Here is a 22,810-nt window from a genome sequence, read left to right on the forward strand (position 1 = left end):
TTTTTGTTTATGGCATTACGCCATCAGTCAGATAGTTGCCATGCTTAACCGCGTGATGCCGCCACATCAGGAGAATTGCAGTCGAGATTGCAGCCCCCACCAATGCCGCGCCAAACCAGCCAATTGCCGCCATAACACCGCCCGCGCCATTATCATGAAGTAAAAAGAGCGAGAAAATGCCGGCACCGGGTGTCGAAAGGCCGATATTCATCGCACCGACAATAGCGCCCGTTACCATAGAGCCCAGCACAAACGAACCAATAACCCGCAGCGGATCTTCAATCGCCATCGGGATCGCCCCTTCGGTAATACCTGCCAGCCCTAACAGCCAGGTGGATTTCCCGGTCTCAATTTCAAACTCTTTAAACAGGCGCGGTGCGAGCATCGTGGAAGCGGTTACGGTAAATGCCGAAACCATTTTGACGGAGGCGAAAATGGCATACGGGCCGTAAACGCCGTTCGCCATTGCGCCCAGGCAGAATGCATAAGCGGCTTTATTCACTGGCCCTCCAAGGTCAAAGGAACACATAAAACCGAGAATGGCACCCAGCAACAGCGCGTTACTTCCTGACAGACCGTTCAGCCAGGCGGTAAGCGAGTTATTGATCCAGGCGACAGGTTCCCCCACCACAAACAGCATCAGACTGCCCGCTCCCAACGTACCGAGCACCGGGTAGAGATAAAAAGTCAGGAATCCATTGAATTTACTGCTAAGACGCAAGTGATTTTTCACCCAGCGCATCAAGTAACCGGCTATCAATCCGCCAACGACCGCGCCGAGAAACCCGGAGCCGATCATGTTGGCGGCAAGTCCAGCCGCAAAGCCTGGCGCTAACGCCGGTTTATCTGCCAGAGAATAGGCGGTATAGGCCGCGAGCACCGGTACCATCAAAATTCCGAGCAGCCCGCCGCCCAGCTTGCGGTACATCCACAGCCAGGAGTTTTCTTCATTAAACAGATCTTGTAGCCCGAAGATTTGCGACAGTAATACCGCGACCGCCAGCACCGTGCCCCCCGCGACAATCAACGGTACGGCAAAAGAGATTCCGCTCAACAGTGCCTGTTTCAGCTCCGTTTTGACACTTTTCACCGGTTGCGTATCTTGCTGTACGGTACGCGTCTCATCGCTACGCTTGAGGGTAAGCGCTTGTTGGATCAACGCTTCTGCATGGCGAATCGGCTCGGCAACAGGCACTGAAAGCGCGGGAATGCCATTAAAACGCTCACTCTCCTTGATGGCGACTTCAGCCGCAAAAATACAGGCGGTTGCACTATTGAGTTGATCCGCCGTTAAACGCCCTTCAATGCCGTTAGCGCCTTGTTTTTCAACGTAAACATTTACGCCGAGTTTGCGTCCGGCTTTTTCCAGATATTCCGCAGCCATATAGGTGTGAGCAATACCCGCCGGACAGGCCGTTACGCAGACGATAGTTGGCGCGTTGGAAAAAGAGGCAGAAGGTTGCGTGCCTCCCTTGTCATCCAGCGCCGAGAGCAACTCATCAGGCGTCGTCGCCGACTGTATACGCGCCCGAATCTCATCATCCGCAAGGCGCGTGGTCAGCGCTGTCAGCAGTTGCATATGCGTAGTACCCGCTTCATTGGGGAGAATCGCCAGCAGCACCACTAAATCAACTGCTTCCGGGCCATCAACGCCTTCCCACTGAAGCGGCTCGCTGAGTGTGGCGACCGCAAACGCCGCTTCTTTTACCGCAGCAGTTTTGCCATGCGGCACAGCCAACCCTTCACCTAAGGCGGTCGGGCCAAGGCTTTCACGGCGATACACTTCTTCCAGAAATTGCTCAGTACTGGAAATTTTCCCCAGAGCAGCAAGACGTTGAGTCAACACGTGGATGGCCTCTTCACGGCTGGTAAAGCGCGCATTCAGACACAACGCATCGCGGTGGGTCAGAGTCGTCAGATTCATCATGATCCTCACTTGATCGTTTTTATAGTCGCGCCAGCGTGCCCGATAAAACAATACTATTATGTGATCAATTTCACTTGATTGAAATTATTTGTATTGTATTTGTATTATTTACAGGATGAATTTATCGGGCATAATGGCTAAATTCGTATTAATGAGATACTAAAAATGGGACACAAACCCTTATACCGGCAGATTGCCGATCGCATTCGTGAGCAAATTGCGCGTGGGGAGCTTAAACCTGGCGATGCGTTACCTACCGAATCTGCATTACAAACAGAGTTTGGCGTCAGCCGGGTTACGGTGCGTCAGGCTTTGCGCCAGCTAGTCGAGCAGCAGATCCTCGAAAGCATTCAGGGCAGCGGGACTTACGTCAAAGAAGAGCGGGTCAATTACGATATTTTTCAGTTAACCAGTTTTGATGAAAAACTGTCGGACCGTCACGTCGATACACACAGTGAAGTCCTGATATTTGAAGTGATTCCGGCTGACGATTTTCTTCAGCAACAGCTACAAATCACCGCGCAGGATCGTGTGTGGCATGTGAAGCGCGTGCGCTATCGCAAGCAAAAGCCAATGGCGCTGGAAGAAACCTGGATGCCGCTTGCGTTGTTCCCGGATCTCACCTGGCAGGTCATGGAAAATTCGAAATATCACTTTATTGAAGAAGTGAAGAAAATGGTTATCGAGCGTAGCGAACAGGAAATCATTCCTCTGATGCCAACCGAAGAGATGAGCCGTCTGCTTAATATCAGCCAGACAAAGCCGATTCTTGAAAAAGTATCGCGTGGATATTTAGTTGATGGTCGGGTGTTTGAATATAGCCGCAACGCTTTTAATACCGATGACTATAAATTTACCCTGATAGCGCAGCGAAAATCATCGCGATAAGCACAAAAAAGGCCATCATACGATGGCCAACCATGTCGAAACCGACAGCCCTTCGCCATTCCTGTAGAGGGAAGCGGCGAGGGCTATTTCTTATTACAGATATTTATTTCAGAACAGTTTTCAGTGCTTCACCGATATCCGCCAGGCTGCGAACGGTTTTCACGCCTGCGGCTTCCAGAGCAGCGAATTTCTCATCCGCAGTCCCTTTCCCACCGGCAATGATGGCACCCGCGTGGCCCATACGTTTGCCTTTCGGCGCAGTCACACCAGCAATGTAGCCCACAACTGGCTTGGTAACGTGCTCTTTGATGTACGCTGCCGCTTCTTCTTCAGCGCTACCGCCGATCTCACCAATCATCACGATCGCTTCGGTCTGAGGATCTTTTTCGAACATTTCGAGAATGTCGATAAAGTTAGAGCCAGGGATCGGGTCACCGCCGATACCGACACAGGTCGACTGACCGAAACCGTAATCCGTGGTCTGTTTAACCGCTTCATAGGTCAGTGTACCGGAACGGGAAACGATACCCACTTTACCCGGTTTGTGAATGTGACCCGGCTGGATACCGATTTTGCATTCACCCGGAGTGATAACGCCTGGGCAGTTCGGGCCGATCATACGAACGCCTGCTTCGTCCAGTTTCACTTTCACAGTCAGCATATCCAGCGTCGGGATGCCTTCAGTGATGGTGATAATCAGTTTGATGCCTGCGTCGATGGCTTCCAGAATGGAGTCTTTGCAGAACGGTGCTGGTACGTAGATAACAGAAGCGGTAGCGCCAGTAGCAGCAACAGCTTCACGCACGGTGTTGAACACCGGCAGGCCGAGGTGGGTAGTGCCGCCTTTACCTGGAGTTACGCCACCAACCATTTTAGTGCCGTATGCAATGGCCTGTTCTGAGTGGAAAGTCCCCTGGCTACCGGTAAAGCCCTGGCAGATAACCTTGGTGTTTTTATCGATTAAAATGGACATTATTTCCCCTCCACTGCGGCAACAACCTGCTGAGCTGCATCCGTCAGACCTTTTGCTGCAATAATATTCAGGCCGCTGTCAGCCAGTTTCTTCGCGCCGAGTTCGGCGTTGTTACCTTCCAGACGTACCACGACCGGTACGTTAACACCCACTTCTGCTACCGCGCCGATGATACCGTCAGCGATCAGGTCGCAACGAACGATACCGCCGAAGATGTTAACCAGAACGGCTTTCACTTTGTCGTCAGAGAGGATGATTTTGAACGCTTCGGTTACACGTTCTTTGGTTGCGCCGCCGCCAACGTCAAGGAAGTTAGCCGGTTCGCCGCCGTGCAGTTTAACGATGTCCATCGTACCCATCGCCAGACCTGCGCCGTTAACCATACAACCGATGTTACCGTCCAGCGCAACGTAGTTCAGTTCCCACTGTGCAGCCTGTGCTTCACGCGGATCTTCCTGCGACTGGTCACGCATTTCGCGCAGATCAGGCTGGCGGAACAGTGCGTTGCCGTCAGCGCCCAGTTTGCCGTCGAGGCAAATCAGATCGCCCTGTTTGGTGATGACCAGCGGGTTGATTTCGATCAACGCCAGGTCGCGCTCCAGGAAAATGGTCGCCAGGCCCATGAAGATTTTGGTGAACTGCTGAACCAGTTTACCTTCCAGACCCAGTTTGAACGCCAGCTCGCGTCCCTGATACGGCATCGGGCCAGTCAGCGGATCAAGCGCAACTTTATGGATCAGGTGCGGAGTTTCTTCCGCCACTTTTTCGATTTCCACGCCGCCTTCGGTGGAGGCCATAAAGACCACACGACGGGAACTACGGTCAACAACGGCACCGAGATACAGCTCTTTAGCGATATCGGTCGCTGCTTCAACCAGAATCTGGTTAACCGGTTGGCCATTGGCATCTGTTTGATACGTTACCAGACGCTTGCCCAGCCAGTTTTCTGCAAAAGCACGGATGTCTTCTTTGCTGTTTACAACTTTCACACCGCCCGCTTTACCGCGGCCACCAGCGTGAACCTGACATTTCACTACCCACGGACCGGCACCGATTTTTGAAGCGGCTTCTTCTGCTTCGCGCGGAGTAGTACAGGCATAACCCACCGGTGCTGGTAAGCCATAGCGGGCAAAAAGTTGTTTTGCCTGATATTCATGTAAGTTCATGTGTTCTGTCCATCCTTCAGTAATCGTTATCTTTTAAACCGTAGACCGAATATTTCGTATCGCTTCCGGGCATTGTCGGTCACCCGTAGGCCTGATAAGACACGTTAAACGTCACATCAGGCATCGCTTGTCGGATGCGGCGCTTGCGCCTTATCCGACCTACATTGGTGGTCCCCGTAGGCCTGATAAGACACGTTAACCGTCACATCAGGCATCGCTTGTCGGATGCGGCGCTAGCGCCTTATCCGACCTACATTGGTGGTCCCGTAGGCCTGATAAGACGCGTCAGCGTCGCATCAGGCTTCAATTGCCGGAGAAGGCGATAATGCCTTATCCGGTCTACAGTGCAGGTGAAACTTAAACTACTACACGTCCAGCAGCAGACGCGTCGGATCTTCCAGCAACTCTTTGATCGTTACCAGGAAGCCCACGGATTCGCGACCATCGATCAGACGGTGATCGTAGGACAGCGCCAGGTACATCATCGGCAGGATCTCAACCTGACCATTCACCGCCATCGGACGATCTTTGATAGCGTGCATACCCAGAATTGCGCTCTGCGGCGGGTTGATGATCGGCGTAGACATCAGGGAACCGAACACACCACCGTTGGTGATGGTGAAGTTACCACCGGTCAGATCTTCAACGGTCAGCTTGCCGTCACGGCCTTTGACTGCCAGCTCTTTGATTTTCTTCTCGATGTCTGCCATGCCGAGGGTATCGACATCACGCAGAACCGGCGTCACCAGGCCGCGCGGCGTAGAAACCGCCATGCTGACGTCGAAATAGTTGTGGTAAACCACGTCATCGCCGTCGATAGAAGCGTTCACTTCCGGGTAACGTTTCAGGGCTTCAACCACCGCTTTCACGTAGAAGGACATAAAGCCCAGACGGATGCCGTGGCGTTTTTCAAACGCTTCACCGTACTGCTTACGCAGATCCATAATCGGCTTCATGTTGACTTCGTTGAACGTGGTCAGCATGGCGGTGGAGTTTTTCGCTTCCAGCAGACGCTCTGCCACACGCTTACGCAGGCGAGTCATCGGGACACGTTTTTCACTACGTGCAGCCAGAGCCGGTTGCGCCGCCGGAGCAGCCGCTGCCGGAGCAGACTCTTTCGCCGGGGCTTTCGCCAGATGTTTTTCCACATCTTCACGAGTCAGACGACCACCCACACCGGTGCCTTTAATGGCGCTGGCGTCGAGATTGTGTTCAGCCAGCAGGCGACGGATCGCCGGGCTTAACGCATCGTTGTTTTGCTCTTCCAGAGACGCCTGCTGGCGTTGCGCCGGAGTGGACGCTTTCTCTTCAGATTTGGCGCTGGTTTCTTTACCGGCGCTGTTGCCTTCACGCAGGCGACCAAGGATCTGACGAGACGTTACCGTTGTACCTTCATCTTCCAGAACCGCATCCAGAATGCCGTCTGCTGATGCCGGTACTTCCAGTACCACTTTGTCAGTTTCGATTTCTACCAGCACTTCATCACGTACGACTGCGTCGCCGGGTTTTTTATGCCAGGTTGCGACGGTGGCATCGGCTACGGATTCAGGCAGGTCAGGGACCAGAATATCTACGCTACTCATTGTGTATCCTTTATTTATTCGACGTTCAGCGCGTCATTAACCAGATCTTGTTGCTGTTTCTGGTGAACGGACATATACCCTACCGCCGGAGAGGCGGAGGCCGGGCGGCCTGCATAACGCAGAGAAGCCCCAAACGGAATCACTTCACGGAAATGATGCTGGCTGCAGTACCATGCGCCCTGGTTGAGCGGCTCTTCCTGGCACCAGACAAAATCCTTGACGTGAGCAAACTGCTGCAACACTTCCTGCATCGCTTTATGCGGGAACGGGTAGAGTTGCTCGATACGCACAATGGCGACATCGTGTTGATTGTTCTTACGACGTTGTTCCAGCAGGTCGTAATAAACCTTACCAGAACACATCACTACGCGCTTCACACCCTTCGGATCAAGCTCGTCGATTTCACCGATGGCTGGCAGGAAGGTGCCGTTCGCCAGTTCTTCGAGGCTGGAAACCGCCAGCGGATGACGCAGCAGGGATTTCGGCGACATCACGACCAGCGGACGACGCATCCCGCGCAGCGCCTGACGACGCAGCATGTGGTAAACCTGTGCCGGGGTAGACGGTACGCACACCTGCATGTTTTGCTCAGCACAAAGTTGCAGATAACGTTCCAGACGCGCGGAGGAGTGCTCCGGCCCCTGCCCTTCATAACCGTGCGGCAGCAACATCACCAGACCACACATCCGGCCCCATTTCTGTTCGCCAGAGGAGATGAACTGGTCGATAACCACCTGCGCACCGTTGGCGAAGTCACCGAACTGCGCTTCCCAGATAGTCAGAGTGCGTGGTTCTGCGGTGGCATAACCGTATTCAAACGCCAGCACTGCTTCTTCAGACAGTACGGAGTCCCAGACACGGAACGCGCCCTGGCCGTTATGGATGTGTTGCAGCGGCGTGTAAGTGGAACCGTTAGACTGGTTGTGGATCACCGCGTGGCGGTGGAAGAAGGTACCGCGACCGGAGTCTTCACCCGACAGGCGAACCGGAATGCCTTCGTCAACCAGCGTGGCGTAAGCGAGGTTTTCCGCGCCGCCCCAGTCGAACAGTTTCTCACCGGCAGCCATCGCCTGGCGATCGCCATAAATTTTGGCAACGCGAGACTGCATTTCAACCGCTTCCGGCACCGTGCTGATGCGTTTAGCCAGTTCCTGCAGGCGCTTCATCTCAACTTTGTTCGGGTACTCTTCGTCCCATTCGTGGTTGAGATACGGCGACCAGGTGAAAGAGTGCATGTTCATCGGACGCCACTCTGCCACTACGCAATCGCCAGCATCCAGCGCATCGCGGTACAGGTTAACCATCTCGGTGGCATCTTCCAGCGTCGCCACTTTTTCCTGCTCCAGCTTGTCAGCATAGATTTTGCGCGGCGTCGGATGTTTTTTGATTTTCTGATACATCAGCGGCTGGGTTGCGCTCGGCTCGTCGGCTTCGTTGTGGCCGTGACGGCGGTAGCACACCAGGTCGATGAAGACATCACGTTTAAAGGTGTTACGGAAATCGAGCGCCAGACGGGTCACAAAGGCAACGGCTTCCGGATCATCCGCGTTAACGTGGAAAATCGGTGCCTGAACCATCTTACCGATATCAGTACAGTACGGTGTAGAACGAGCATCCAGCGGATTAGAGGTGGTGAAACCAACCTGGTTGTTGATAACGATACGTACCGTACCGCCAACTTCATAACCACGCGCTTTCGACATGTTCAGAGTTTCCTGAACCACACCCTGCCCGGTCACTGCGGCGTCACCGTGGATGGTGATTGGCAGCACTTTGTTGCTGCTCGGCTCATCAAGTCTGTCCAGACGGGCACGAACAGAACCGATAACTACCGGGCTTACAATCTCAAGGTGAGACGGGTTAAACGCCAGCGCCAGGTGCACCAGGCCGCCATCGGTCTGGAAGTCAGACGAGAAGCCCATGTGGTATTTCACGTCACCCGTGCCGAGGTGTTCTTTATGTTTACCGGCGAACTCGTCGAACAAGTCTTGCGGTTTTTTACCCAGCACGTTCACCAGCACGTTCAGACGACCACGGTGCGCCATCCCGAGAACCACTTCGCGGGTGCCGCTGTTGCCAGCGTGGCGGATCATCTCTTTAAGCATCGGGATTAACGCGTCACCGCCTTCCAGCGAGAAGCGTTTTGCGCCAGGGAATTTTGCGCCGAGGTAACGTTCAAGGCCTTCAGCGGCGGTCAGTTCGCTTAAGAAGCGTTTTTTCTCTTCGCTATTGAAAGTCGCGCGACCAGACTCGATACGCTGTTGGATCCAGCGTTTTTCTTCGGTGCTGGTGATGTGCATATACTCGGCACCAATCGGGCCGCAGTAGGTTTGCTTGAGGGCTTCCAGCAGCTCGCCGAGTTTCATGGTTTCTTTGCCGCTGGCAAATGAACCGACGTTGAAGGTCTCCTGGAAGTCTGCTTCGGTCAGATCGTGGAAAGACGGATCCAGATCGGCCACTTTATCTTGCTGCCACAGTCCCAGCGGATCGAGATTCGCATGCTGGTGACCACGGAAGCGGTATGCGTTAATGAGCTGCAGGACTTTTACCTGCTTCACATTGGTGTCAGGGTCGGAGATCGTTGAAGAGTAACGTGAAGCGTCTTTCGCCAGGCGGCGGAAATATTCACGCGTTTGAGAGTGGAATTGATCCGGTTTGACTCCCGTACCAGGTAACTGCTGGAACGTCGAACGCCAGTTAGCGTCAACCGAGTCAGGATCGGTTAAGAAGTCTTCATAGAGCTGTTCTATCCAGCTCTGGTTTGCGCCAGAGAGGTAAGAAGAGTCCAACCAGGCTTTCAAAGCGCTGTTCTGCATCGTGATCCCTTAAGCATCTTTTTTATGCTTACTTCGCCGTGGATACTACCACGCACAGTGATGTGCGTGCCGGGGTTCACTTGCGAGCTCTTGTCTACGTAGTGGCTCGCGAAGGAACCTTTAAAAACTGTCTTAGTGTCAGGGGCAGTTTTTAAAGATTTCCTGAATAGCCGGGGGATTTCCCCGGCATCAACATTTAATTACGCATTACGTTGCAACAACATCGACTTGATATGGCCGATGGCGCGCGTCGGGTTCAGCCCCTTCGGACATACACTGACGCAGTTCATGATGCTGTGACAGCGGAATACACTGAATGCATCGCTCAAACCGTCGAGGCGGCTGTCAGTCTCGGTATCACGGCTATCGATCAGGAAACGATATGCCGCTAACAAGCCTGCCGGGCCGATAAACTTATCGGGATTCCACCAGAAAGACGGACAAGAGGTTGAACAACATGCGCAGAGAATACATTCATACAGCCCGTCGAGTTTTTCGCGCTGCTCTGGCATCTGTAAATGCTCGCGAGCTGGCGGATTTTGTCCATTATTCAACAGGTAAGGCTTAATTTTCTCATATTGCGCATAGAATTGTCCCATGTCTACCACCAAATCGCGGATCACCGGTAAACCTGGCAGCGGGCGAATCACAATCTTCTTGCCCGGCTGGTTGAGTGCCGAAATCGGGGTAATACAGGCCAGACCATTCTTGCCGTTCATGTTCAGACCGTCGGAACCGCACACACCTTCACGGCAGGAGCGGCGGAACGACAGGCTGGGATCTTTCTCTTTCAGCTGGATAAGCGCATCCAGCAACATCATGTCGCGACCTTCTTCCGCTTCCAGGGTGTAATCCTGCATACGCGGAGCATCATCAACATCCGGGTTATAGCGATAAATTGAAAACTCGAGTCTCATTTTCCTGTCTCCGCATTAGTAAGTACGAATCTTCGGCGGGAATGCCGGGCGCAGTTTCGGTTCCATGTTGACGCTTCGGCGCGTCATGGATTCCGACTCTGGCAGATACAGGGAGTGGCACAGCCAGTTTTCATCATCACGATCCGGGAAGTCGAAGCGGCTATGCGCGCCACGGCTTTCGGTACGGAAGTTGGCAGAAACAGCCGTTGCATACGCCGTTTCCATCAGGTTATCCAGTTCCAGACACTCAACGCGCTGGGTGTTGAACTCGCTGGAAGTGTCATCCAGACGGGCATTTTTCAGACGCTCGCGGATAACTTTCAACTGCTCAAGCCCTTTCGCCATCGCATCACCTTCACGGAAGACCGAGAAGTTATGCTGCATACATTCTTGCAGCGCTTTACGAATCGCCACCGGATCTTCACCGTTACGATTATTGTTCCAGCGGTTCAGACGATCCAGAGATGCTTCAACATCAGACTCGCTGGCATCGCGCAATGCGCCCTGCTCGGCGATAGACTCTTGCAGATGCAGACCCGCTGCGCGACCAAAGACCACCAGGTCCAGCAGCGAGTTACCGCCCAGACGGTTAGCACCGTGTACCGATACGCAGGCAATTTCACCTACCGCGAACAGCCCCGGAACAACCACATCTTCGCCTTTCTCATTCACAGTCAGCGCCTGACCGGTCACTTTGGTCGGAATACCGCCCATCATGTAGTGACAGGTTGGGATAACCGGAATCGGCTCTTTCACCGGATCAACGTGAGCGAAGGTACGGGAAAGCTCCAGGATACCCGGCAGACGGGATTCGAGAACTTCTTTACCCAGGTGATCGAGTTTCAGTTTCGCGTGTGGCCCCCACGGACCATCACAGCCGCGACCTTCACGGATTTCAATCATGATGGAACGCGCCACCACATCACGGCCCGCCAGGTCTTTGGCGTTCGGCGCATAACGCTCCATAAAGCGTTCGCCATGTTTGTTCAGCAGATAACCGCCTTCACCACGGCAACCTTCGGTGACCAGTACGCCCGCACCGGCAATGCCGGTCGGGTGGAATTGCCACATTTCCATATCCTGCACCGGTACGCCTGCACGGATAGCCATGCCGACACCGTCGCCAGTGTTAATGTGGGCGTTAGTGGTGGACTGATAAATACGCCCTGCCCCGCCAGTCGCCAGCACGGTAGCGCGGGCTTTGAAATAAACCACTTCACCGGTTTCGATGCACAGTGCGGTACAACCCACCACCGCGCCATCCTGGTTTTTCACCAGATCCAGCGCATACCACTCGGAGAAAATAGTGGTGTGGTTTTTCAGGTTCTGCTGATAAAGCGTGTGCAACAGTGCGTGACCGGTACGGTCAGCCGCTGCCGCAGTGCGTGCCGCCTGCTCGCCGCCGAAGTTTTTCGACTGACCGCCAAACGGACGTTGATAGATACGACCATCATCAAGACGCGAGAACGGCAGGCCCATGTGTTCGAGTTCCAGAATCGCTTCCGGCCCGGTTTTACACATATATTCAATCGCGTCCTGGTCACCGATATAGTCCGACCCTTTTACGGTGTCGTACATATGCCATTCCCAGTTATCTTCATGGGTATTACCCAGCGCAACGGTAATGCCGCCTTGCGCAGAAACGGTATGGGAACGGGTCGGGAAGACTTTAGAGAGCAGCGCACAGGTCTGGCCGCTCTGGGAAATTTGCAGCGCCGCGCGCATACCTGCGCCGCCGGCACCAATCACAACTGCATCAAATTCTCTGACTGGCAATTTCATCACACACCCCACACCACAACAAATCCATAAATCACGTAAACCACCAGTGCAACGACAATCACCAGTTGCAGCATCAGGCGCAAGGCCAGCGGTTTAACGTAGTCGGTCAACACCTGCCACATGCCGATCCAGGCATGGATCAAGATAGAAAACAGCGCCAGCAGGGTGAACACTTTGGTGAACGCAGAGGCGAAGAAACCGATCCAGACTTCATATGTCAGCTCGCCACTGGTAGCGAAAAAACCGACCATATAAATGATGTAGAGCGTCAGGACGATAGCGGTAGCGCGAACGAGGATGAAATCATGTACGCCATTGCGTCCTAATGCGGAGGCGTTGCTTACCATACGAGGACTCCTGCGAGAAGTGAAAGCACGACAGTAATAACAAAGGAGATTTTGGCGGAGCGTTTACCCGCTTCGAATGTTTCTTCCAGATAGCCAAAATCCATCATCATGTGGCGAATACCTACGACGACGTGATACGCCAGAGCGGTAAGGATGCCCCACATGATAAATTTGACGAAGAAGCTGCCCATAATCGCGGAAGCTTGCTCGAAACCTTCAGGGGAAGAGAGGCTGGTACCCAGAAGCCACAGCAGGATGCCCACTGCAACAAAGGTGATCACACCGGAAACGCGATGGAGAATGGACGCTATCGCCGTGATGGGGAACCGGATGGTCTGTAGGTCCAGATTAACAGGTCTTTGTTTTTTCACATTTCTTATCATGAATAACGCCCACATGCTGTTCTTATTATTCCCTGGGGACTACGGGCACAGAGGTTAACTTTCTGTTACCTGGAGACGTCGGGATTTCCTTCCTCCGGTCTGCTTGCGGGTCAGACAGCGTCCTTTCTATAACTGCGCGTCATGCAAAACACTGCTTCCAGATGCGAAAACGACACGTTACAACGCTGGGTGGCTCGGGATTGCAGGGTGTTCCGGAGACCTGGCGGCAGTATAGGCCGTTCACAAAATCATTACAATTAACCTACATATAGTTTGTCGGGTTTTATCCTGAACAGTGATCTAGGTCACGATAACAACATTTATTTAATTTTTAATCATCTAATTTGACAATCATTCAACAAAATTGTTACAAACATTACCAGGAAAAGCATATAATGCGTAAAAGTTATGAAGTCGGTATTTCACCTAAGATTAACTTATGTAACAGTGTGGAAGTATTGACCAATTCATTCGGGACAGTTATTAGTGGTAGACAAGTTTAATAATTCGGATTGCTAAGTACTTGATTCGCCATTTATTCGTCATCAATGGATCCTTTACCTGCAAGCGCCCAGAGCTCTGTACCCAGGTTTTCCCCTCTTTCACAGAGCGGCGAGCCAAATAACAAACGGGTAAAGCCAGGTTGATGTGCGAAGGCAAATTTAAGTTCCGGCAGTCTTACGCAATAAGGCGCTAAGGAGACCTTAAATGGCTGATACAAAAGCAAAACTCACCCTCAACGGGGACACAGCTGTTGAACTGGATGTGCTGAAAGGCACGCTGGGTCAAGATGTTATTGATATCCGTACTCTCGGTTCAAAAGGTGTGTTCACCTTTGACCCTGGCTTCACTTCAACCGCATCCTGCGAATCTAAAATTACTTTTATTGATGGTGATGAAGGTATTTTGCTGCACCGCGGTTTCCCGATCGATCAGCTGGCGACCGATTCTAACTACCTGGAAGTTTGTTACATCCTGCTGAATGGTGAAAAACCGACTCAGGAACAGTATGACGAATTTAAAACTACGGTGACCCGTCATACCATGATCCACGAGCAGATTACCCGTCTGTTCCACGCTTTCCGTCGCGACTCACATCCAATGGCAGTCATGTGTGGTATTACCGGCGCGCTGGCGGCGTTCTATCACGACTCGCTGGATGTTAACAATCCTCGTCATCGTGAAATTGCCGCGTTCCGCCTGCTGTCGAAAATGCCGACCATGGCAGCGATGTGTTACAAGTATTCCATTGGTCAGCCATTTGTTTACCCGCGCAACGATCTCTCCTACGCCGGTAACTTCCTGAATATGATGTTCTCTACGCCGTGCGAACCGTATGAAGTTAATCCGATTCTGGAACGTGCTATGGACCGTATTTTGATCCTGCACGCTGACCATGAACAGAACGCCTCCACCTCCACCGTGCGTACAGCTGGCTCTTCGGGTGCGAACCCGTTTGCCTGTATCGCAGCAGGTATTGCTTCACTGTGGGGACCTGCGCACGGTGGTGCTAACGAAGCAGCGCTGAAAATGCTGGAAGAAATCAGCTCCGTTAAACACATTCCGGAATTTGTTCGTCGTGCGAAAGATAAAAATGATTCTTTCCGCCTGATGGGCTTCGGTCACCGCGTGTACAAAAATTACGACCCGCGCGCCACCGTAATGCGTGAAACCTGCCATGAAGTGCTGAAAGAGCTGGGCACGAAGGATGACCTGCTGGAAGTGGCTATGGAGCTGGAAAACATCGCGCTGAACGACCCGTACTTTATCGAGAAGAAACTGTACCCGAACGTCGATTTCTACTCTGGTATCATCCTGAAAGCGATGGGTATTCCGTCTTCCATGTTCACCGTCATTTTCGCAATGGCACGTACCGTTGGCTGGATCGCCCACTGGAGCGAGATGCACAGTGACGGTATGAAGATTGCCCGTCCGCGTCAGCTGTATACAGGATATGAAAAACGCGACTTTAAAAGCGATATCAAGCGTTAATGATTGATTGCTAAGCCGTTTACTTTCCGGACCCGCCTTTAATAGAGCGGGTTCTTTTTTATATGGCTGAACATAAAAAATTGTAAAAATTAAACCAGATGCAAATACCCATTAATAAGGTGAAAAAATGAGACAAGTCACATACTGAGCAGAATGATAAGTTTATTTTTATACTTCCCTGCCGGTAACATTGTTAACCCAATGAAAATTATGCATATCCATCCCACCCCATCCTTCATCTCATTAAACAATAAATTTATGCACTCAATTATTCCATTCTTTATATCACAAGCTTTTTAATATTATTAAATAAAACCAAATACATTCAATTGTCATTTTATATATTCTTGCCACGCAACACTCTATCTCATTATTTAAAGGACTCAGTTATGTTTAAAGGACAAAAAACATTGACCGCTCTGGCCATATCTCTGCTATTCACTGCACCTGTTTATGCAGCTGATGAAGGATCCGGTGAAATTCACTTTAAAGGTGAAGTTATTGAAGCACCGTGTGAAATACATCAGGATGATATTGATAAAGAGGTTGAACTCGGTCAGGTGACCACCAGCCACATTAATCAGTCACATCACAGCGATGCCGTTGCTGTCGACCTGCGCTTAGTCAACTGTGATCTGGAAAACTCCAGCAACGGTTCCGGTGGCAAGATTTCTAAAGTTGCAGTCACCTTTGATAGCTCAGCGAAAACCACCGGCGCAGATCCGATTCTCAACAACACCAGCACGGGTGAAGCCACCGGCGTCGGCGTACGTTTAATGAATAAAGATCAAAGCAATATCGTTTTAGGCACCGCTACTCCAGATATCGACCTGGCTCCGACCTCCAGCGAACAAACGCTGAATTTCTTTGCCTGGATGGAACAAATTGATCAGGCTACACCTGTAACGCCAGGCGCAGTTACAGCGAATGCGACCTACGTGCTGGATTATAAATAAGTATTACTTTGGCGGCGCTATCGCCGCCTTTCTTCAAATATTTATCAGGTATGGACACCGTGAATATTTATCGACTCTCTTTTGTATCCTGCCTGGTCATGGCGATGCCTTGCGCATTGGCGGTCGAATTTAATCTGAATGTTCTCGATAAATCAATGCGCGACCGCATTGATATTTCATTATTAAAGGAAAAAGGAGTCATTGCTCCCGGTGAATATTTTGTTAGCGTTGCGGTGAATAACAACCAAATCAGTAATGGGCAAAAAATCAACTGGCAAAAAAAGGGTGACAAAACCATTCCATGCATCAATGATTCACTGGTCGATAAATTTGGTTTAAAACCAGATATCCGTCAGTCCTTGCCACAGATAGATCGGTGTATTGATTTCAGTTCCCGACCTGAAATGCTCTTCAATTTCGATCAAGCCAATCAGCAACTGAATATTAGTATTCCGCAAGCCTGGCTGGCGTGGCACTCAGAAAACTGGGCTCCCCCCTCTACATGGAAAGAAGGTGTTGCCGGGGTCCTGATGGATTATAACCTGTTTGCCAGCAACTACCGCCCACAGGACGGCAGCAGCAGCACTAACCTGAACGCCTACGGTACCACCGGAATTAACGCCGGGTCATGGCGCTTACGCAGTGATTACCAGCTTAATAACACCGATAGCGAAGATAGCCATGAACAGTCAGGCGGAATATCGCGCACCTATCTTTTTCGTCCATTACCGCAATTAGGCTCTAAATTAACCCTCGGCGAAACCGATTTCAGTTCCAATATTTTCGATGGTTTTTCTTATACTGGCGCGGCACTGGCGAGTGACGATCGAATGTTGCCATGGGAGCTACGCGGATACGCCCCACAAATTAGCGGTATTGCACAGACCAATGCCACGGTGACGATCAGTCAATCAGGTCGCGTCATTTACCAGAAAAAAGTCCCTCCGGGACCGTTTATTATTGATGACCTCAATCAGTCTGTTCAGGGCACGCTTGATGTCAAAGTGACGGAAGAAGATGGTCGGGTGAACAATTTCCAAGTTTCGGCAGCATCGACGCCCTTCCTGACTCGTCAGGGACAGGTTCGCTATAAACTGGCCGCGGGTCAGCCACGGCCCTCCATGTCACATCAAACTGAAAATGAAACCTTTTTTAGCAATGAAGTTTCCTGGGGGATGCTGTCAAACACCTCGCTGTACGGCGGCCTGCTGCTTTCTGGTGATGACTACCATTCTGCCGCAATGGGTATTGGGCAAAATATGCTGTGGCTTGGTGCGCTGTCGTTTGATGTCACGTGGGCCAGTAGCCATTTTGATACTCAGCAGGACGAGCGGGGCTTAAGCTACCGTTTTAATTACAGCAAACAAGTGGATGCCACTAACAGCACGATTTCCCTCGCCGCTTATCGTTTCTCCGATCGTCATTTTCACAGCTACGCCAACTATCTGGATCACAAATACAACGACAGCGATGCGCAGGACGAAAAACAGACGATCAGCTTATCTGTGGGCCAACCGATTACCCCACTAAACCTCAATCTTTACGCCAACCTGCTACATCAAACCTGGTGGAATGCAGACGCCTCCACGACCGCCAACATCACGGCAGGTTTTAATGTTGATATTGGTGACTGGAGAGATATCTCTATTTCGACGTCATTCAATACAACCCATTACGAAGATAAAGATCGCGACAACCAGATTTACCTGTCGATTTCGCTCCCCTTCGGTAACGGTGGTCGGGTTGGCTATGACATGCAAAACAGTAGCCACAGCACCACACACCGCATGTCGTGGAACGATACGCTGGATGAACGTAATAGCTGGGGCATGTCTGCCGGACTGCAATCCGACCGTCCTGACAATGGAGCCCAGGTGAGCGGTAACTATCAGCACCTGAGTTCAGCGGGTGAGTGGGATATTTCTGGTACCTATGCCGCCAATGATTACAGTTCCGTCAGCAGCAGCTGGAGCGGTTCTTTCACCGCAACCCAATATGGTGCAGCGTTTCATCGCCGCAGCTCCACCAATGAACCACGCCTGATGGTCAGCACCGATGGCGTGGCAGATATTCCGGTTCAGGGCAATCTCGACTACACCAACCATTTTGGCATTGCGGTGGTGCCGTTGATTTCCAGTTACCAGCCTTCCACCGTGGCGGTGAACATGAATGACTTACCCGACGGCGTAACAGTTGCAGAAAACGTTATCAAAGAAACGTGGATTGAAGGCGCGATAGGTTACAAATCACTGGCTTCCCGTTCCGGTAAAGACGTTAACGTCATCATTCGCAACGCCAGCGGTCAGTTTCCTCCCCTCGGAGCGGATATCCGCCAGGATGACAGCGGCATTAGCGTGGGGATGGTTGGCGAGGAAGGACATGCCTGGTTAAGCGGAGTCGCTGAAAATCAAAAGTTTACCGTGGTCTGGGGTGATAGTCAGCATTGCTCGCTCCATCTTCCTGAACATATGGAAGACACCGCAAATCGCCTGATTTTACCTTGTCATTAATTAAGGAAATGAAAATGACATTTATGAAAGGACTACCCCTTTTGTTGTTGGTTGCCAGTCTGTGCAGCCACGCTGCACTACAACCCGATCGCACTCGTATTGTGTTTAACGCTAATGATAAAGCTACCAGTCTGCGCGTGGATAATCGTAGCGATAAACTCCCCTACCTCGCTTATTCCTGGCTCGAAAATGAAAAAGGGGAGAAAAGCGATGATCTTCTGGTTGCCCTGCCACCGATACAACGTCTGGAACCGAAAGCGACATCGCAGGTGCGGGTTGTGAAACAAGCCTCAACCACACAATTACCTGGCGATCGCGAAACGCTATTTTTCTACAATATGCGCGAAATTCCTCCCGCTCCGGATAAAAGCAGCGACCATGCGATACTTCAGGTCGCTATTCAAAGTCGTATTAAATTGTTCTGGCGACCGGCTGCATTACGCAAGAAAGCAGGAGAAAAGGTCGAACTGCAGTTACAGGTCAGCCAGCAGGGCAACCAACTGACACTGAAAAATCCTACCGCGTATTATCTGACCATTGCCTATCTGGGGAGAAATGAAAAAGGCGTTCTCCCAGGCTTCAAAACCGTGATGGTTGCACCTTTTAGTACGGTCAACACAAACACCGGAAGTTATAGCGGCAGCCAGTTTTATCTCGGTTACATGGATGATTACGGCGCATTACGCATGACGACGCTCAACTGCAGCGGACAATGCCGTTTACAAGCAGTGGAGGCGAAATGAGTGCTGGCAAGGGATTGTTGCTCGTCATCTGCCTGTTATTTCTGCCGTTGAAGTCTGCAATGGCGCTGAACTGCTATTTTGGTACATCTGGTGGCGCAGTAGAAAAATCAGAAGCGATTCAACCGTTTGCTGTACCAGGCAATGCCAAACCCGGTGATAAGATCTGGGAATCTGACGATATTAAAATTCCCGTCTATTGTGACAACAATACCAACGGCAACTTTGAAAGCGAGCATGTCTACGCCTGGGTAAACCCCTATCCGGGGGTGCAGGATCGTTATTATCAACTCGGCGTGACATACAACGGTGTCGATTACGATGCCAGTCTGGGAAAAAGTCGCATCGACACTAACCAGTGTATCGACAGTAAGAACATTGATATTTATACCCCTGAGCAGATCATCGCGATGGGATGGCAGAACAAAATTTGCTCGGGCGATCCCGCTAATATTCATATGTCGCGTACCTTTCTCGCTCGCATGCGGGTTATACGTCAAAATACGAGAAATGCCGCCGCATGATTATCAAAGTACGCTTAGCGACTATATCGTCGTGCAATTTGACGGTGCCGGTAGCGTTAACGAAGACCCTACTGCCCAAAACCTGAAATATCATATTACTGGTCTGGAAAACATTCGCGTGCTGGATTGCAGCGTCAATTTTTCCATTTCACCGGAAACACAGGTGATTGATTTTGGTAAATTTAATTTGCTGGATATACGTCGCCACACAATGTCGAAAACGTTCAGTATTAAAACGACCAAGAGCCAAAACGATCAATGCACCGACGGATTTAAAGTCAGTTCCTCCTTTTATACCGAAGAAACGTTGGTTGAAGAAGATAAAGCATTGTTGATTGGTAATGGTCTGAAGCTACGTTTACTGGATGAAAACGCCTCGCCTTATACCTTCAATAAATATGCTGAATACGCCGATTTCACCAGTGACATGTTGGTCTACGAAAAAACCTATACGGCTGAACTTTCGTCCATTCCAGGCACCCCCATCGAGGCTGGCCCCTTCGATACAGTGGTGCTTTTTAAGATTAACTATAACTGATTTACCATGATGCCCTTTGCCGCCGGAAAGGGCATCTCTTTCAGAAAATTGCTGATTTTCCCCTTTTCCTTGATTGCTGTTATTTTTTCCTGGCCCAGCTTTCTTTATGCTGTATCGATACACCAAAGAGAAAATAATGAGGGAGCGAAGGATGCCAGTTTTGCAGTGGGGAATGTTATGTGTGCTATCACTTCTCCTTTCTATTGGTTTCCTCGCGGTACATCTCCCGGCGGCGCTATTACTTGGGCCGATGATCGCCGGGATCATCTTTAGTATGCGCGGAATTACTCTGCAACTTCCCCGCTCTGCTTTTCTCGCCGCCCAGGCCATTCTTGGCTGCATGATTGCGCAAAACCTCACTGGTTCGATTCTCACCACCCTGGCCGTCAACTGGCCGATCGTGCTTGCAATTTTACTGGTAACGCTGCTTTCCAGCGCCATTGTGGGTTGGTTATTGGTGCGCTATAGCTCATTGCCTGGAAATACCGGTGCCTGGGGCTCCTCTCCTGGCGGCGCGGCGGCAATGGTCGCTATGGCGCAAGATTACGGCGCAGATATTCGCCTGGTGGCGTTTATGCAATATCTGCGAGTGCTGTTCGTCGCGGGGGCCGCTGTTCTGGTCACCCGCATGATGCTGGGCGATAACGCTGAAGCGGTTAACCAGCATATCGTCTGGTTCCCGCCAGTGAGCATTAATCTCCTGCTTACTATTTTGCTCGCGGTCGTTGCCGGTACAGTGGGATGCCTGCTGCGTCTTCCTTCCGGCACGATGCTCATCCCGATGCTGGCGGGCGCAGTGCTCCAGTCTGGTCAGCTCATCACCATCGAACTACCGGAATGGCTGCTGGCGATGGCGTATATGGCAATTGGCTGGCGGATTGGTCTTGGTTTCGATAAACAAATCTTACTGCGGGCACTACGCCCGCTACCGCAAATCCTGCTGTCGATTTTTGCTCTGCTGGCTATTTGTGCGGGTATGGCGTGGGGGCTGACCCGGTTTATGCACATTGATTTTATGACTGCCTACCTCGCCACCAGCCCCGGCGGGCTTGATACCGTGGCGGTCATCGCCGCAGGGAGCAATGCCGATATGGCGCTCATTATGGCGATGCAAACCCTACGCCTGTTCAGTATTTTGCTGACAGGGCCTGCCATTGCGCGGTTTATTTCAACCTATGCGCCGAAGCGGTCGGCCTAGTGCTGGCAGCCAGGGCACCAGTAAAACGGGCGAGATGACAGCGTGGTTTTCTCAATGATGCTGCCACAACGTTCGCACGGTTCGCCATCTCGATGAAAAACCTTAAAGCGAAACAGCGCCCCATGATGCTTATTCTCATCCACCTGCCCCCGCGTAGCGTAGGAAAATCGAGGAATCTCCAGTAACGCGTGTGCGAGTGCATCCAGTTGCGCCGCATTGAGATCTTTCGCTTTATGATTTCCAGTCAACCCAACCTGCCAGAGGATCTCCACCCGCAAATAATTGCCAAGCCCAGCCAGAAACGCCTGATCGAGCAGTAATCCAGCAAACTGACGGTTACGAAAGCGCGGCGACAATAATCGTTCTTTCACCACCTCCGGCGTCAGATTCGGATCCAGCACATCGGGACCAACGCGTTGTAAAAACGGATGCGTGGTCAGTTGTTCCGGTTTCGATAAACAAATCTTACTGCGGGCACTACGCCCGCTACCGCAAATCCTGCTGTCGATTTTTGCTCTGCTGGCTATTTGTGCGGGTATGGCGTGGGGGCTGACCCGGTTTATGCACATTGATTTTATGACTGCCTACCTCGCCACCAGCCCCGGCGGGCTTGATACCGTGGCGGTCATCGCCGCAGGGAGCAATGCCGATATGGCGCTCATTATGGCGATGCAAACCCTACGCCTGTTCAGTATTTTGCTGACAGGGCCTGCCATTGCGCGGTTTATTTCAACCTATGCGCCGAAGCGGTCGGCCTAGTGCTGGCAGCCAGGGCACCAGTAAAACGGGCGAGATGACAGCGTGGTTTTCTCAATGATGCTGCCACAACGTTCGCACGGTTCGCCATCTCGATGAAAAACCTTAAAGCGAAACAGCGCCCCATGATGCTTATTCTCATCCACCTGCCCCCGCGTAGCGTAGGAAAATCGAGGAATCTCCAGTAACGCGTGTGCGAGTGCATCCAGTTGCGCCGCATTGAGATCTTTCGCTTTATGATTTCCAGTCAACCCAACCTGCCAGAGGATCTCCACCCGCAAATAATTGCCAAGCCCAGCCAGAAACGCCTGATCGAGCAGTAATCCAGCAAACTGACGGTTACGAAAGCGCGGCGACAATAATCGTTCTTTCACCACCTCCGGCGTCAGATTCGGATCCAGCACATCGGGACCAACGCGTTGTAAAAACGGATGCGTGGTCAGTTGTTCCGGGGTCAACATCTCAATATCCGAGGCGCTATAAAGCAGAATGGTTTTGTCAGCCGTTTGCAGTTTTACCCGCAATACTCGCGTGGTCTGCGGCTCTTCGCCGGTATCAACCACGCGCCAGACGCCGTAAAGCTGATTATGGCTGTAGAGCGTTAAGTCGTTGGAAAAATGAGTTAACAACGCCTTACCACGCGTTTCCACATGGGTAACGTGTTGACCGATAAGTTGTGATTGATAAGGTTTTAACTGCGGGAAGGCAAACCAGACATCAGTTAGTGGTTTGCCTTTGATCGCCGCCTCCAGGTTATCCGCTGCACGGCGGATCTCCGGGCCTTCAGGCATGGTGATATCCTTTTTTCATTCTT

General features: G+C 51.6%; 17 protein-coding genes and 3 pseudogenes. 9 read left to right on the forward strand and 11 right to left on the reverse strand.

Annotated features, from left to right (window positions below):
- Positions 1–7: 7 nt before the first annotated feature.
- Positions 8–1,924 (reverse strand): PTS 2-O-a-mannosyl-D-glycerate transporter subunit IIABC, encoded by a 1,917-nt coding sequence (gene mngA, locus AB4H76_RS15775; RefSeq protein ID WP_170996515.1) that lies wholly within the window; start codon positions 1,922–1,924, stop codon positions 8–10.
- Between the two features lie 168 nt (positions 1,925–2,092).
- Between mngA and mngR the strand changes: the two genes are divergently transcribed.
- The gene (mngR, locus tag AB4H76_RS15780; protein ID WP_000509900.1) at positions 2,093–2,815 is read left to right on the forward strand and encodes a mannosyl-D-glycerate transport/metabolism system transcriptional repressor MngR; all 723 of its coding nucleotides are present in this window, start codon (positions 2,093–2,095) and stop codon (positions 2,813–2,815) included.
- A 103-nt stretch (positions 2,816–2,918) separates the two neighbouring features.
- Here mngR and sucD read toward each other — a convergent pair whose 3' ends face one another.
- The 8 genes from sucD to sdhC form a co-directional block, all read right to left on the reverse strand.
- Entirely contained in the window at positions 2,919–3,788 is an 870-nt protein-coding gene (gene sucD / locus AB4H76_RS15785; protein WP_000025458.1) for a succinate--CoA ligase subunit alpha, read from the reverse strand.
- The gene (gene sucC, locus AB4H76_RS15790) at positions 3,788–4,954 is read right to left on the reverse strand and encodes an ADP-forming succinate--CoA ligase subunit beta (RefSeq protein WP_001048602.1); all 1,167 of its coding nucleotides are present in this window, start codon (positions 4,952–4,954) and stop codon (positions 3,788–3,790) included. Before sucC ends, sucD begins: the two co-directional genes overlap by 1 nt.
- Before the next feature lie 365 nt (positions 4,955–5,319).
- On the reverse strand, positions 5,320–6,537 hold the full coding sequence (odhB, locus tag AB4H76_RS15795) for a 2-oxoglutarate dehydrogenase complex dihydrolipoyllysine-residue succinyltransferase (RefSeq protein ID WP_000099823.1): 1,218 nt from the start codon (positions 6,535–6,537) through the stop codon (positions 5,320–5,322).
- Positions 6,538–6,551: 14 nt separating this feature from the next.
- A complete protein-coding gene (gene sucA, locus AB4H76_RS15800) occupies positions 6,552–9,353 on the reverse strand; it encodes a 2-oxoglutarate dehydrogenase E1 component (RefSeq protein ID WP_001181473.1) in 2,802 nt (933 codons plus the stop codon).
- Between the two features lie 200 nt (positions 9,354–9,553).
- Positions 9,554–10,270, reverse strand: a complete 717-nt coding sequence (gene sdhB / locus AB4H76_RS15805) for a succinate dehydrogenase iron-sulfur subunit SdhB (protein ID WP_001235263.1) — start codon at positions 10,268–10,270, stop codon at positions 9,554–9,556.
- A 15-nt stretch (positions 10,271–10,285) separates the two neighbouring features.
- Positions 10,286–12,052, reverse strand: a complete 1,767-nt coding sequence (gene sdhA / locus AB4H76_RS15810) for a succinate dehydrogenase flavoprotein subunit (RefSeq protein WP_000775540.1) — start codon at positions 12,050–12,052, stop codon at positions 10,286–10,288.
- Positions 12,052–12,399, reverse strand: a complete 348-nt coding sequence (gene sdhD / locus AB4H76_RS15815) for a succinate dehydrogenase membrane anchor subunit (RefSeq protein ID WP_000254365.1) — start codon at positions 12,397–12,399, stop codon at positions 12,052–12,054. Before sdhD ends, sdhA begins: the two co-directional genes overlap by 1 nt.
- Complete coding sequence (gene sdhC / locus AB4H76_RS15820) at positions 12,393–12,797, reverse strand: succinate dehydrogenase cytochrome b556 subunit (RefSeq protein WP_000263347.1); 405 nt, start codon at positions 12,795–12,797, stop codon at positions 12,393–12,395. Before sdhC ends, sdhD begins: the two co-directional genes overlap by 7 nt.
- Positions 12,798–13,177: 380 nt before the next feature.
- On the opposite strand from sdhC, the gene AB4H76_RS15825 reads away from it, so the two are divergent.
- The 7 genes and pseudogenes from AB4H76_RS15825 (at position 13,178) to AB4H76_RS15855 (ending at position 21,240) form a co-directional block, all read left to right on the forward strand.
- Complete coding sequence (locus tag AB4H76_RS15825; RefSeq protein WP_001305582.1) at positions 13,178–13,285, forward strand: hypothetical protein; 108 nt, start codon at positions 13,178–13,180, stop codon at positions 13,283–13,285.
- A 205-nt stretch (positions 13,286–13,490) separates the two neighbouring features.
- Positions 13,491–14,774: a citrate synthase gene (gene gltA, locus AB4H76_RS15830; protein ID WP_000785834.1), complete on the forward strand. Its 1,284-nt coding sequence runs from the start codon at positions 13,491–13,493 to the stop codon at positions 14,772–14,774.
- Between the two features lie 389 nt (positions 14,775–15,163).
- Positions 15,164–15,730: a fimbrial protein gene (locus AB4H76_RS15835; RefSeq protein WP_000472430.1), complete on the forward strand. Its 567-nt coding sequence runs from the start codon at positions 15,164–15,166 to the stop codon at positions 15,728–15,730.
- Positions 15,731–15,780: 50 nt separating this feature from the next.
- Complete coding sequence (locus AB4H76_RS15840; protein ID WP_000381918.1) at positions 15,781–18,240, forward strand: fimbria/pilus outer membrane usher protein; 2,460 nt, start codon at positions 15,781–15,783, stop codon at positions 18,238–18,240.
- A gap of 14 nt (positions 18,241–18,254) precedes the next feature.
- Positions 18,255–18,983, forward strand: a complete 729-nt coding sequence (locus tag AB4H76_RS15845) for a molecular chaperone (protein ID WP_077492377.1) — start codon at positions 18,255–18,257, stop codon at positions 18,981–18,983.
- A pseudogene (locus AB4H76_RS15850) lies at positions 18,980–20,042 on the forward strand (fimbrial protein). The gene AB4H76_RS15845 and the pseudogene AB4H76_RS15850 overlap by 4 nt, the downstream one beginning before the upstream one ends.
- 151 nt (positions 20,043–20,193) lie before the next feature.
- A complete protein-coding gene (locus tag AB4H76_RS15855; RefSeq protein ID WP_001336221.1) occupies positions 20,194–21,240 on the forward strand; it encodes an AbrB family transcriptional regulator in 1,047 nt (348 codons plus the stop codon).
- Here the strand turns inward: AB4H76_RS15855 and nei (AB4H76_RS15860) are convergent.
- A pseudogene (gene nei, locus AB4H76_RS15860) lies at positions 21,237–21,695 on the reverse strand (endonuclease VIII); the annotation flags it as partial. The gene AB4H76_RS15855 and the pseudogene nei (AB4H76_RS15860) sit on opposite strands and share 4 nt — an antisense overlap.
- On the opposite strand from nei (AB4H76_RS15860), the pseudogene AB4H76_RS15865 reads away from it, so the two are divergent.
- Positions 21,688–21,999 (forward strand): annotated as a pseudogene (locus tag AB4H76_RS15865) (AbrB family transcriptional regulator); the annotation flags it as partial. The pseudogenes nei (AB4H76_RS15860) and AB4H76_RS15865 overlap by 8 nt on opposite strands.
- Here AB4H76_RS15865 and nei (AB4H76_RS15870) read toward each other — a convergent pair.
- Positions 21,996–22,787 (reverse strand): endonuclease VIII, encoded by a 792-nt coding sequence (gene nei, locus AB4H76_RS15870; RefSeq protein WP_001113989.1) that lies wholly within the window; start codon positions 22,785–22,787, stop codon positions 21,996–21,998. The pseudogene AB4H76_RS15865 and the gene nei (AB4H76_RS15870) sit on opposite strands and share 4 nt — an antisense overlap.
- Positions 22,788–22,810: the final 23 nt, after the last annotated feature.

This window comes from Escherichia sp. UTM R2 (genome assembly GCF_048593455.1).
Lineage (GTDB): Bacteria > Pseudomonadota > Gammaproteobacteria > Enterobacterales > Enterobacteriaceae > Escherichia > Escherichia coli.